13 protein-coding genes are annotated in these 12454 nt (G+C 62.2%); all 13 read left to right on the top strand.

Features of this window, described 5'->3' with window-relative positions; all coding sequences use genetic code 11:
- Positions 1-4 precede the first annotated feature (4 nt).
- The 13 genes from FKG95_RS13125 to FKG95_RS13185 all read left to right on the top strand — a co-directional run bounded on the left by FKG95_RS13125 (position 5) and on the right by FKG95_RS13185 (position 12384).
- The gene (locus tag FKG95_RS13125; RefSeq protein WP_142896834.1) at positions 5-844 is read left to right on the top strand and encodes an ABC transporter ATP-binding protein; all 840 of its coding nucleotides are present in this window, start codon (positions 5-7) and stop codon (positions 842-844) included.
- 80 nt (positions 845-924) lie between these two features.
- Positions 925-2193, top strand: a complete 1269-nt coding sequence (locus FKG95_RS13130) for a phenylacetate--CoA ligase family protein (protein WP_142896835.1) — start codon at positions 925-927, stop codon at positions 2191-2193.
- A 518-nt stretch (positions 2194-2711) separates the two neighbouring features.
- Complete coding sequence (gene ccmA / locus FKG95_RS13135; protein WP_142896836.1) at positions 2712-3383, top strand: heme ABC exporter ATP-binding protein CcmA; 672 nt, start codon at positions 2712-2714, stop codon at positions 3381-3383.
- A complete protein-coding gene (gene ccmB / locus FKG95_RS13140) occupies positions 3380-4045 on the top strand; it encodes a heme exporter protein CcmB (RefSeq protein ID WP_142896837.1) in 666 nt (221 codons plus the stop codon). Before ccmA ends, ccmB begins: the two co-directional genes overlap by 4 nt.
- 218 nt (positions 4046-4263) lie before the next feature.
- Positions 4264-4992: a heme ABC transporter permease gene (locus FKG95_RS13145; protein ID WP_142896838.1), complete on the top strand. Its 729-nt coding sequence runs from the start codon at positions 4264-4266 to the stop codon at positions 4990-4992.
- Between the two features lie 139 nt (positions 4993-5131).
- Positions 5132-5350, top strand: coding sequence for a heme exporter protein CcmD (gene ccmD / locus FKG95_RS13150; RefSeq protein WP_142896839.1), 219 nt, complete (start codon positions 5132-5134; stop codon positions 5348-5350).
- A complete protein-coding gene (ccmE, locus tag FKG95_RS13155; RefSeq protein WP_142896840.1) occupies positions 5347-5811 on the top strand; it encodes a cytochrome c maturation protein CcmE in 465 nt (154 codons plus the stop codon). Before ccmD ends, ccmE begins: the two co-directional genes overlap by 4 nt.
- A 161-nt stretch (positions 5812-5972) precedes the next feature.
- Positions 5973-7970 carry a heme lyase CcmF/NrfE family subunit gene (locus tag FKG95_RS13160; RefSeq protein WP_142896841.1) on the top strand — a complete coding sequence of 666 codons (1998 nt, stop codon included), beginning with the start codon at positions 5973-5975 and terminating at the stop codon, positions 7968-7970.
- Entirely contained in the window at positions 7971-8516 is a 546-nt protein-coding gene (locus FKG95_RS13165) for a DsbE family thiol:disulfide interchange protein (RefSeq protein WP_142896842.1), read from the top strand.
- Positions 8513-9160, top strand: a complete 648-nt coding sequence (locus FKG95_RS13170) for a cytochrome c-type biogenesis protein (RefSeq protein WP_142896843.1) — start codon at positions 8513-8515, stop codon at positions 9158-9160. The genes FKG95_RS13165 and FKG95_RS13170 overlap by 4 nt, the downstream gene beginning before the upstream one ends.
- Positions 9157-10419, top strand: a complete 1263-nt coding sequence (gene ccmI / locus FKG95_RS13175; protein WP_142896844.1) for a c-type cytochrome biogenesis protein CcmI — start codon at positions 9157-9159, stop codon at positions 10417-10419. Before FKG95_RS13170 ends, ccmI begins: the two co-directional genes overlap by 4 nt.
- A 299-nt stretch (positions 10420-10718) precedes the next feature.
- Positions 10719-11531: an ABC transporter ATP-binding protein gene (locus FKG95_RS13180; protein ID WP_142896845.1), complete on the top strand. Its 813-nt coding sequence runs from the start codon at positions 10719-10721 to the stop codon at positions 11529-11531.
- Positions 11532-11589: 58 nt separating this feature from the next.
- Positions 11590-12384, top strand: coding sequence for an ABC transporter substrate-binding protein (locus FKG95_RS13185; RefSeq protein ID WP_142896846.1), 795 nt, complete (start codon positions 11590-11592; stop codon positions 12382-12384).
- Positions 12385-12454: the final 70 nt, after the last annotated feature.

Genomic DNA, 12454 nt, shown 5'->3' on the forward strand with positions numbered 1-12454 from the left:
GCCCATGACCCAAGCCGCCGCCGCAACGAACTCAGCACCCAGCAAAACGATCCTGACGGTGAACAACATCGAAGTGATCTACGACCATGTGATCCTGGTGCTCAAGGGTGTGTCGCTTGAGGTGCCCGAAGGCGGCATCGTGGCCCTGCTCGGCGCGAACGGCGCGGGCAAATCGACAACCTTGAAGTCGATCTCCAATCTTCTGCGGGCGGAACGCGGCGAAGTCACAAAGGGCTCGATCCACTTCGAGGGCAATCAGGTCGACCGCCTGACCCCCAACGATCTGGTCAAACAGGGCGTCGTCCAGGTCATGGAAGGCCGCCACTGCTTCGAACATCTGACCATCGAGGACAATCTCCTGACCGGTGCCTACACCCGCAAGGACGGGCGCACCGCGGTCCAGCAGGACCTCGACATGGTCTACGACTATTTCCCGCGCCTGCGTGAGCGCCGCCTGAGCCTGGCCGGCTACACCTCCGGCGGCGAGCAGCAGATGTGCGCCATCGGGCGGGCCCTGATGAGCCGGCCCAAGATGATCCTGCTCGACGAACCCTCCATGGGTCTCGCGCCGCAGCTGGTCGAGGAAATCTTCGAAATCGTCAAGAAACTGAACGAGACCGAGGGTGTATCCTTCCTGCTCGCCGAGCAGAATACCAACGTCGCTCTACGCTATGCGGACTACGGCTATATTCTGGAAAACGGGCGCGTCGTTCTGGACGGCGAAGCCGCCACCCTGCGCGACAACGAAGACGTGAAGGAATTCTATCTCGGCGTCTCCAGCGCCGGGCGCAAGTCCTTCCGGGACGTGAAGCACTATAAGCGGCGCAAGCGCTGGCTGGCCTGACGAGGTTTCGACGGAACGTTTCACGTACGCCGCGGCGGCGGTGAGCAACAAAAACAGATTTTCAAAACAAGGATAAGCGCATGACCGCGTCAGGCAGCTTTTTCGACGAACTGGAAACCCGCAGCGCCGACGCGCGGCAGGCTGCCCTCTCTAACACCCTGCCCGCACAGATCGGGTTGGCGAGGGAAAAGTCGGCGGCTTACGCAGAACTGCTGTCGGATGTTGCGGCGCAGGATGTCGTCGATATGGAAGCATTGAGCCATCTGCCGGTCACCCGAAAAAGCGCGCTGATCGAACTGCAGAAAGACAAACCGCCCTTCGGCGGCTTCCCGGCCGTCGGTCCCGGCGCCATGGCGCATATCTTCGCATCGCCCGGCCCGATCTACGAATTCGAGACCGCGCGGCACGACTTCTGGGGAATGGCCCGCGCCTTTCACGCGGCCGGGTTCCGGCCCGGTGATGTCGTTCACAATTCCTTCGCCTATCACCTGACGCCCGGCGGCTGGATCTTCGACGGCGGCGCACGGGCCCTGGGCTGCGCGGTCATCCCCGCCGGGATCGGCAACACGGAGATGCAGGCCGAGACCATTGCCCATCTGCGCCCGAGCGGCTTCGGCGGCACCCCGGACTACCTGAAGGTTATCCTGGATAAGGCACAGGAGATGGGCGCGGACTGCAGCTCCATCACCCGGGCCCTGGTGTCCGGCGGAGCGCTCTTCCCCTCCCTGCGGCAGGAATATGCCGAGCGCGGCGTCGCCGTGCAGCAGTGCTACGCCACCGCGGATCTCGGCCTGATTTCCTACGAGAGCCGCACGGACGACGGTGCTCTGGTCGAGGGTATGCTGGTCAGCGAGAGCGTCTTGCTGGAGATCGTCCGGCCCGGAACCGGCGATCCGGTTCCCGAAGGCGAGGTCGGCGAAGTCGTGGTGACCACCTTCAATCCCGACTATCCCCTGGTGCGTTTCGCGACCGGCGACCTCTCGGCGATCCTGCCCGGTGCCAGCCCCTGCGGCCGGACCAACGGGCGGATCAAGGGCTGGATGGGACGGGCGGACCAGACCGCCAAGATCAAGGGCATGTTCGTCCATCCGGAACAGCTGGACCGCGTGGTCAAGGCCCACCCGGAACTCCTGCGCGCGCGCATCGTGGTGACCCGCGAGGACGAGAGCGACGTCATGAGCGTGCTCTGCGAGAGCGAGACCCGCGACGAAAATCTCGCCGGAGCGATCGCCGACTCGGTTCAGTCCTTCTGCAAGCTGCGCGGCAAGATCGTCCTGCAGGCGCCGGGGGAACTGCCCAACGACGGCAAGGTGATCGACGACCAGCGCGATTTTGAGGGCGCCGGGTAACGCCTGTCGCGGAGAAAAAACAAACGGGAATCCAGGCGTCCCAGAAATCTTGTTTTCGCCACAATTGCGACTCAGTCCGAACGTATTCGAAACTTAGCTTAACAGTCACGGAGAACTTCCCCTCTCTGACTGAGACAGCCAGCTTGTCTCGTGAGTTACCCTTAACGCTGGATTAGAACGGCTGCCGGTCCCCGACCCCGGCGGCCGTTCATCCTTTCCGGGGTCAGTTCCACACACCGACCCTCCCTTCCCTGTATCCGGTTCGTGTCTCCGGTTCGTGTCTCCGGCGCAAAGTGCCGCAGCTCAATTGCTTGACGCGTCTAAACACGTGAATCCGTTCTAGCTCTTACAATTAGATCAGATTCACAAGCACGAGTGATCGCCCTTGGCGATTCCATCTAAACTTGATCTGATCTCGCCCTGGCGCGGCAATCATTGGCGGCTGTGGGGCGATCTGTTATATCGGTCCCGAAGTCTCAGTTAGATCGATTGAATTCAGCCGGAATCACACCGCCGATATGTCTGCCTTCGAAGCACGAAACCTGGCCTGCAGCCGTGCAGGAAGGCGCATTTTTGCTGCGCTGGATTTTACCCTGCCCGCGGGAGGCGCCCTGATCCTGCGCGGGGCCAACGGCAGCGGTAAATCGAGCCTGCTACGTGTCCTGGCCGGCCTGCTGGCCCCCGTGGGCGGCGAGCTGCACTGGGACGGTAAGGCCGTCAATGACGACCCGGAAGCCTTTCAGGACAACATCTGTTATGTCGGCCACGGCAACGCGATCAAGCCGGTCCTGACGGTTCACGAGAATCTGGCGTTCTGGTCGAAGCTTTATCCGCCCAAATCCGCCGAGGGATATGACGGCCTCCTGGATCAGGCGCTCGAGACCTTCTCGCTGACGGCCCTGCGTGACGTGCCGGGGCGACAGCTTTCCTCCGGCCAGTCGAGACGCCTCTCGCTGTCGCGGCTGATCACCAGTCCGGCCCGCATCTGGTTGCTGGACGAACCCTCCGTGGGCCTGGACGATGTCTCGCTCAAGCGCCTGGAGGCGGCGATTGCCGAACATCGTGCCGGGGGCGGAATGGTTATCGCCGCCACCCATACCCCGTTGGACATTGCCGATGCCGATCTGCTGCTGCTGCAGGATTTTGCCCCGCCGGCGATCGATCCGGAGCTTTTGGAGAACAGCTGGTGACGGGCGCAGGCGGAATCATCGCGCGGGATCTGAAGCTCGCCCTCCGGCAGCGCTCCGACGCCGTCATGATCGTGCTCTTCTTCGTCCTGACCGCGGCACTCTTTCCCTTTGGCGTCGGGCCGGAAGCGAACCAGCTGGCCGCCATCGCTCCGGGAGTCATCTGGGTCACCGCCCTGCTCGCGGTCCTGCTGTCGCTGGAGCGTCTGTTTCTCGCCGATTACGAGGACGGCAGCCTGGAACTGATGGCCCTCTCCCCGGTGCCGCTGGAATTCACGGTTCTGGCCAAGGTCTTCGCGCACTGGCTGACCACGGGCCTGCCCCTGATCGCGTCGGCCCCGCTGATCGCGGTCCTGTTCAACATGCCCGCGAGTGCCCTGCCGACCCTCGCATTCGCCATGCTGCTGGGCACGCCGACGCTCAGTCTGATCGGCGCGATCGGCGCGGCCCTGACGCTCGGCGCGCGGCGCGGCGGTGTGCTGGTGCCGCTCCTGGTGCTGCCGCTCTACATTCCCACCCTGATTTTCGGTGTTTCGGCGGTCGATGCGGCTTTACTTGGCTTCCCGGTCCGCCCGCACCTGCTGCTGCTCGCGGGAATTTTACTGATTTCGCTGGTTGTGTCGCCCTTGGCGGGGGCCGCGGCCTTGCGGCAGGCGAACGAGTGATTAGGTTAGTGATTACGTCACGAGGCTCGTGTCGTTGAAAATCATGGATTTAATCCGGCGCAGGGCGTGAAATTGGCCCCCAGGGGCATTGCCCTAAAAAACAAGACCGGAATTGATCAAGATCATCGTAGTGTGGGGGTCCTCAGCCTAGGTTCGTCACACGTTAAGTCAGGGCGGCAGTTGGTTCGCGGCTGACGCTGTAAGGGGGCTGTTAGGCCATGGCATTCGATTATTTCGCCAATCCGGCAAGGTTTTTACGGCTCGCCAACGCCGTATTGCCCTGGTGTGTGGGCGCAACGGTCATCCTCCTGGCATCCGGCCTCTATCTCGGACTCTTTGTCGCGCCGGCGGATTATCAGCAGGGCGAAAGCGTGCGCATTATGTATGTGCATGTGCCCGCGGCCTGGATGGCCATGTTCGTCTATACCAACATTGCCATTGCCAGCATCCTCTCCCTGATCTGGCGCCATCCGCTGGCGGACCTCGCGGCCAGCGCTTCGGCGCCGATCGGCGCGGCCTTCACCTTCCTGGCGCTGGTGACCGGATCGCTCTGGGGCAAGCCCATGTGGGGCACCTGGTGGGTCTGGGATGCCCGGCTGACCTCGGTCCTGATCCTCTTCTTCCTTTATCTCGGCCATATGGCGCTGACCCACGCCTTCGATAACCCGGCCCGGGGCGCGAAAGCGGCCGCCGTGCTGGCTCTGGTCGGCTTCGTGAACGTGCCGATCATCAAATTCTCGGTCGACTGGTGGAATACCCTGCATCAGCCGGCCAGCGTTTTCCGGGCCGGCGGGCCGACGATCCATCCGGATATGCTCTGGCCGCTGATTGCGATGGGATTGGGATATACGTTGTTTTACATCACCTTACTGTTGTTGCGCATCAAGAGCGACTTGATCGGGGCGCGCTTGCGCACCCTGGACAGCTTGCGTCAAGATGCCGCGTAAACAGGAGGTAAACGGGTAGGATTGCAGCCTGACTTCCAGGCCGGGAATGCCTACATTCCAGAGATCGGGAGGACACCGCCACAGAAGGGTGCAACCTCTTGGGGAAAGACGCTTTTTGTTGAGGTGGCAAAAATAACCAATGGACGCTTTCCGGACCTTTATAGATATGGGTAGCTACGGCGATTATGTCTGGCCGTCTTATGGACTGACAGTCGTGATCATGGCCTGGCTGGTCATGTCCACGCTGCGCCGCCTGCGGGCCCGCGAACAGGAACTCGCGCGGCGTCAGGGAGAATTCCCGGCCCGCAGAAACCGTGGCGGCGCAATCGATACCCCTAAGGACGCGGCAAGCTCATGACCCGAAAACGCAGACGCATGTACATCGTCTTCTCCGGGATGCTGACTCTCGGTGCGGCGACCGCTCTGATCCTCACGGCCTTCAGCGACAACATCGTTTTGTTCTGCAGCCCGACCGATATCCAGAACAAGGCGACCTGTGCCAAGGCGGACATCCGCCTGGGCGGTCTGGTCGAGGAAGAATCCCTGGACCGCGGCGCGGACGGCGTGACGGTGAGTTTCCGCGTGACCGATCTGAGCAACAGTATTCCCGTGACCTACAAAGGGATCCTGCCGGATCTCTTCCGCGAGGGGCAGGGCGTGGTGACCGAGGGTACGATCAACGCCCAGGGCGTGTTTGTCGCCCGCGAAGTGCTGGCCAAGCACGACGAGAACTACATGCCGAAGGAAGTTTCCGACGCTCTCAAGGCTACGGGCAACTGGCATGAAGACGCACAAACCAAAGACGCCGACGCCTACTAAGGCCTGCGGAACGATGAGACCCGCCTCGACAGCAATCTTGTTGTCCAGAGGCCCTGCAAACCCGGAGAGGCCGAGATGACCGCAACGACAGCACCTGAGCCCCTGGTTCCAGAGTCATTGATGCCAGAGTCATCGATGCAAATGTTGCTGGAGACAGGCACATGAGCGCGGAACTCGGACAATTCGCGCTGATTCTGGCGCTTCTGCTCTCTGCGGTGCAATCAGCCGTCCCGATGATTGGCGCTGCCCGCGGCAATCGCGCCTGGATCGCCCTCGCCCAGCCCAGCGCGCTGTTGCTCTTCGGCCTCACCATCCTGGCCTTCGGCGCGTTGACCCAGGCCTTCATAGTCTCGGATTTCTCGCTTTCGGTGGTCTATCAGAACTCGCATTCGGCCAAGCCGATGCTCTACAAAGTCACCGGCGTTTGGGGCAACCACGAAGGCTCCATGCTGCTGTGGATCGTCATTCTGACCGGCTTCGGCGCCGCCGTCGCCGCTTTCGGCCAGAACCTGCCGCCCACGCTCCGCGCGCGGGTGCTGTCTGTGCAGGCCATGATCACCCTGGGCTTTCTGGCATTCCTTATCTTCACCTCGAATCCCTTTGACCGGATCTTCCCCGCGCCGCTCGACGGCCGCGATCTGAACCCGCTGCTGCAGGACCCGGGTCTCGCGTTCCATCCCCCCATGCTCTATGCGGGCTATGTGGGCTTCTCCATCGCCTTTTCCTTCGCCGTCGCCGCCCTGATCGAGGGCAAGGTCGACGCCGCCTGGGCCCGTTGGGTCCGGCCCTGGACCCTGGCGGCCTGGATCACCCTGACCGCGGGCATCGCCCTGGGGAGCTGGTGGGCCTATTACGAACTCGGCTGGGGCGGCTGGTGGTTCTGGGACCCGGTCGAAAACGTCTCCTTCATGCCCTGGCTGATGGGCACTGCGCTGCTGCATTCCGCCATTGTGGTCGAGAAGCGCGACTCCCTGAAGGTCTGGACCATTCTGCTGGCGATCCTGACCTTCTCGCTCTCGCTGATCGGCACCTTTGTCGTGCGCTCGGGACTGCTCACTTCGGTGCATGCCTTTGCGGTCGACCCGGAGCGCGGGCTCTTTATCCTGTTTCTGCTGGCCATCGCCATCGGCGGGTCTCTGCTGCTCTTCGCGGTCCGGGCGCCGACCCTAACGGCCGGTGGTCTCTTCAGCCCGATCAGCCGCGAGGGCGGGCTGGTGCTCAACAACCTTCTTCTGACCGTGGCCACCTCGGTGGTTTTCGTCGGCACCCTCGGGCCGCTGCTGCTCGAAGCCGCAGGCACCAAGATCTCCGTAGGCACACCCTATTACAACGCCGTCTTCCTGCCGCTAATGGTTCCGCTTGTCGCGGTCATGGCGGTCGGGCCGCTCCTGCCCTGGAAGCGCGCGGAACTGGGCGCCGTCTTGTCGCGCCTCAAATTTGCCGGCCTCATGACCATCATTGCCATGCTGGCGACGGCCTATCTGGTGGAGGGCGGCCCCGTCCTCGCCGTCGCCGCGATCGGCTTTGCCGCATGGCTGTTCGTCGGCGCGCTGATCGAATGGAGCGAGCGGATCAAACTCTTCCGGGTACCTCTCGGTGATTCCTTCAAGCGGATGACCAAGCTGCCGCGGGCGGCCCATGGCATGACCCTTGCGCATGCGGGCATGGCGGTGGCCATCGTCGGCATGACGGGGTCCGCGGCCTGGCAGGTCGAGGACATACGCATCGCCCGTCCCGGAGACAACATCGAAGTGGCGGGCTACAACTACTTCTTCGAGAGCATGAAGCCGGTGCAAGGCCCCAATTACCAGGCTGAGCAAGGCAATTTCATCGTCACCCGGGACGGAGAATTCGTCGCGAGACTGACTCCGGAAAAGCGCGTCTACATGGTGCAGAACATGCCGACCACGGAGGCTGCAATCCACACCAATGGCATGCGGGATCTTTACATGGCGGTCGGCGATTCCGACGGTCGGGGCGGCTGGACGGTCCGTATCTACCACGAGCCCCTGGTGCCCTGGATCTGGGCCGGCTGTATCATCATGGTGATCGGCGGGACTTTCTCGCTCAGCGACCGTCGTCTGAGAGTCGGCGCGCCGGTGCGCAGCAAGCGCTGGCAGGCGAAGTCCGGCAGCGGCCAAGCGGGAGCACAAGCCTAGATGGGCCGCAAGCTGATCTTCTTCCTGCCAATCCTGGTGTTCCTGGTTCTCGGCGGATACTTCTTCTGGGGTCTCGATCCGGACCGCAACCCGGCGGACATTCCCTCGGTGATGATCGATAAGGAAGTGCCGGTGTTCGATCTTGCGCGCCTGGACGGATCGGGGGTGATCGGCTTCGACAACGAAGACCTGAAACAGGGCACGGTAACCCTGGTCAACGCCTTCGCATCCTGGTGTCTGCCCTGTCTCGCCGAGCACCCGATCCTGACCGAGCTGGCCAAGCGCAACGGGATCCGTCTCTATGGCATCAACTACAAGGATAAGCCGGAGGACGCGGCCCGCTGGCTGCGCGAACACGGCAACCCTTACGCCCGGATCGGTGCGGACCGTAGCGGCCGCGTCTCGATCGACTGGGGCGTTTACGGCGTACCCGAGACCTACATCGTCGATGGCGAGGGCCGCATTCGCTATCGCCACATCGGGCCGCTCGATCAGGCGGCCACGGATGAAATTATCCTCCCGCTCATCAACGAGCTGAAACAATGACCCGACCGGAAAGAACCACTGCAGCCGGCGCCCGTCGAAAAATTCTGACGGCCCTCGGAACCACCGGCCGCCAGGCAGCGGCCCTCCTTTTCTGCCTTTGTCTCGCCGCCCCGGTCTTCACTGCCCCGGTCTTCACTGCCCCGGTCTTTGCGGTTGAGCCCGACGAAGTTCTGGACGACCCGGCCCTCGAATCCCGCGCCAGGGATCTCTCCGCAGAGATCCGTTGTCTCGTCTGCCAGAATGAATCAATCGACTCCTCGAACGCGCCGCTGGCCAGGGATCTGCGGATCATCGTGCGCGAGCGTCTGGTGGATGGCGACAGCGACAAGGAGATACTGGACTACCTGGTTGCCCGTTACGGCGACTTCGTGCTGCTGCGCCCGCCCATGAAGCCGGAAACCTATTTCCTCTGGTTCGGGCCGGTGGTTCTCCTGCTTCTTGGGACGCTCGGGGTCGGTGCCTATTTCGTCAACCAGAAGCGGCGAGCCGACAACGATACGCCGGTGCCCTTGTCCGTGGAAGAAAAGCAGCGGCTGGCGGCACTGCTCGAAGATCCGCCAGAACAAGAATCGCCGCAACAACAACCGGGAAACCCGGGCCCGCAAAAGCTCGCAGGTGGTCCCTCCGAAAGTCCGAAGACATGATCCTGTGGATTATCGCCGCAGTTCTGACCGCCATCTGCGTCGCGGTCCTGATGAACAGCCTACTCAAAGCGCGCGCCGATGAAGGTCCGCGCTCCGCCTTCGATCTGACGGTCTACAAAGACCAGCTCACCGAAGTCGGACGCGACATGGACCGCGGCCTGCTGAATGAAGACCAGGCGCGGTCCGCGCGCCTTGAAATCGAGCGGCGCATGTTGAACGTGACGGCGTCAGCAGAGGCGACCGAGACGACTGAAGGACCCGCCGAGGCCGGAAAGAGCAACCGCTGGATGGCGTGGTTCCTGGCCGCGGCCCTGCCCGGTCTTGCCCTCGGTCTTTATCTCAATCTCGGATCCCCCGGAATGCCGGGCATTCCCTTTGCCGAGCGGCGCGCCCTGGAAGCCGAGTTCCAGAGGGCGTTAAACAGCGACCTGGCAACGGAAATCACGGCACTGGAGGCCCGCGTCGAAGCCAAGGGTTTCGATGCACACGCCTGGTTGCTGCTGGCCGGCGCCTACGGCCAGCTCGACCGGTTCCTCGATTCCGCGAATGCCTACCGGCGGGCCATCGATCTGGGCGCGAAAGAGCCTCAGCTCTATGCCTCTCTCGGCGAGGCTCTTGTGGCCGCCAGCGGCGGCGAAGTTGGCGCCGAAGCCCGGCGCGCCTTCGCCGAAGCCATCACCCTCGATGGCAACAATATGAAATCCCTTTACTACAGCGGTCTGGCCCTGGCGCAGGATGGCCGTCTGGCCGATGCCCTGCGCATCTGGAAAGGCCTCTCGGAACGCTCGACCCCGGCCTCGCCCTGGCGCCCCCTGCTCGCCCAGCGCATCGCGCAGCTTGAGGCGGCCCTGGCCGACAATCAGGACCAAGGCGAAGCGCGTCTTCCCGGACCACGCCTTCCAGGTCCCCGCGCCTCCGTTGAAGGCGGCACCGGGTCAGGTGGCTCCACCGGCAATCCGGTGGGCGGCTCGGCAATGCCTCAGCCGAGCCCCGAGGAGATTGAAGCCGCCCGGCAGATGTCCACGGAAGACCGCATGGCCTTCATCCGTGCCATGGTCGACCAGCTTGCGGAGCGTTTGGACGGTGAACCCGGGGATCTCGAAGGCTGGCTCCGCCTGGCGCGCGCCTACACTGTGCTGCAGGAGCCCGAAAGCGCCCGCGCAGCCCTGGAACGGGCTTCGCAAAGCTTTGCCGGACAACCCCAGGAAGCCCAGGCGGAGGCCGCGATCGCCCGGACCAGGTCAGAGCTCGGCCTCTAGATCAGATCAAGTTTAGATGGAATCGCCGAAGGCGACCACACGACCTTGTGAATCTGATCTAACGACGAGACTTAGACCGTATACCTCAGCTCCGGCGGAAGCCTTGCCGGAATCGTGCCCCTGACTTCAAGCACGTGAAGCCTGAAACCCAAGGATTGAACGCCAGAAAACCGCTGATTTCCGGGGTCTTTTCGGGGTTGGTGGGGTGATACGGTCGCAGTTTTCCTTTGACTCGTGGAGAAAGCCCACTAACGTTCAAGCAACGCCGAAAAATGGCGATTGATTGCAGGGATCATATTATGCACGAGACGGCTTCGGGACGGGCCGCCGAGCACCACGCAGCCGAGCACCACGCATTGGTTTGCGAGGATATCCATAAGAGTTTCGGAACTCTTGAGGTTTTAAAAGGCGTTTCTCTCTCCGCGCACAAGGGCGACGTGATCGCCATGCTGGGCTCAAGTGGCTCGGGCAAAAGCACCTTCCTGCGCTGTATCAACCTCCTGGAAACACCGAATTCCGGTCAGGTTTTCGTCGGTGGCGAACTGATCCGCATGGCCAACGATAAGCGGGGCGAACCGCAGGCCGCCGACCGCAGGCAGGTCGAACGGCTGCGCACGCGCCTCGCCATGGTTTTCCAAAGCTTTAACCTCTGGTCGCACATGACGGTCCTGCAAAACGTGATCGAAGCTCCGGTCCATGTGCTGAAAAAACCGAAGCGCGAGGCCATTGAGCAGGCCGAGGCCCTGCTCGAAAAGGTCGGTATCCGGGCCCGCAAAAACGACTATCCGGCCCATCTCTCCGGCGGCCAGCAACAGCGCGTCGCCATTGCCCGGGCCCTGGCCATGGATCCGGATGTCATGCTGTTCGACGAACCCACTTCCGCCTTGGACCCTGAACTGGTCAATGAAGTTCTGAAGGTCATCAAGGACCTGGCGGAAGAAGGCCGGACCATGATCGTGGTCACCCACGAGATGGGATTTGCCCGGGAAGTCTCCACGCAAACCGTTTTCCTGCACGAAGGCCGCGTCGAAGAGGCAGGCCCGCCGCAGGAGGTTTTCGAGCATCCAAAATCCGAGCGGTTTCAGCAATTCCTTGCCGGAACCCTGAAGTAAGACCCGGAACCCTGAAGTAACACTTTGAAGACAGAAAACTGACTATGGGAGAACCAACATGAAAAAACTCTTTGTGGCCGCCGTGGCCGCTGCCTTTACGCTGGGCGCTGCCCCCTTCATTGCATCCGATGTGGAGGCGAAGGATTGGACGAAAATCCGAATCGGTGTTGAAGGCGCTTACCCGCCTTTCAGCGAAACCACACCCAGTGGTGAGTTGAAGGGCTTCGACATCGATATCGCCAACGCCCTTTGCGCCGAAATCAAGGCGGAATGCACCCTCGTCGCCCAGGATTGGGACGGCATCATTCCCGCCCTGATGGCCAAGAAATACGATGCTATAGTGGCGTCCATGTCGATTACCGAAGAGCGGAAGAAGAAAGTCGCCTTCACAAACAAGTACTATCAGACACCGGCGAAGTTCGTCCGCAAGGAAGGATCCGGCATTGAGATCAACAAGGACTCGCTGGAGGGCAAGAGCGTCGGTGTGCAGCGGGCGACCATTCACGACAACTTCCTGACCGAAGAGTTCGGCGACATCCTGGAGATCAAGCGCTACGGCACCCAGGACGAAGCCTATCTGGACATGACGGCCGGCCGTATCGACTTGCTGCTCGCCGACTCCGTTGCCTTGAACGACGGTTTTCTGAAGACCGACGCCGGCAAGGGCTATGAATTTGTCGGCCCGGATTTCTCGGATCCGAAGTACTTCGGCGACGGCGCCGGGATCGCCATCCGCAAGTCCGACGAAGACCTGCAGGCCAAGTTGAACGATGCCATTGTCGCGATCCGCGCCAACGGCACCTACAAGTCCATTCAGGACAAGTACTTCGACTTCAACATCTACGGCGAATAAAACCGCCCGGATGTTTTGAGGATGCGCGCACCGCTACAGCCCACAGGAGATTGTAGCGGTGCGGACTCAA

The sequence above is a fragment of the Denitrobaculum tricleocarpae genome, assembly GCF_007004665.1.
GTDB lineage: Bacteria > Pseudomonadota > Alphaproteobacteria > Kiloniellales > Kiloniellaceae > Denitrobaculum > Denitrobaculum tricleocarpae.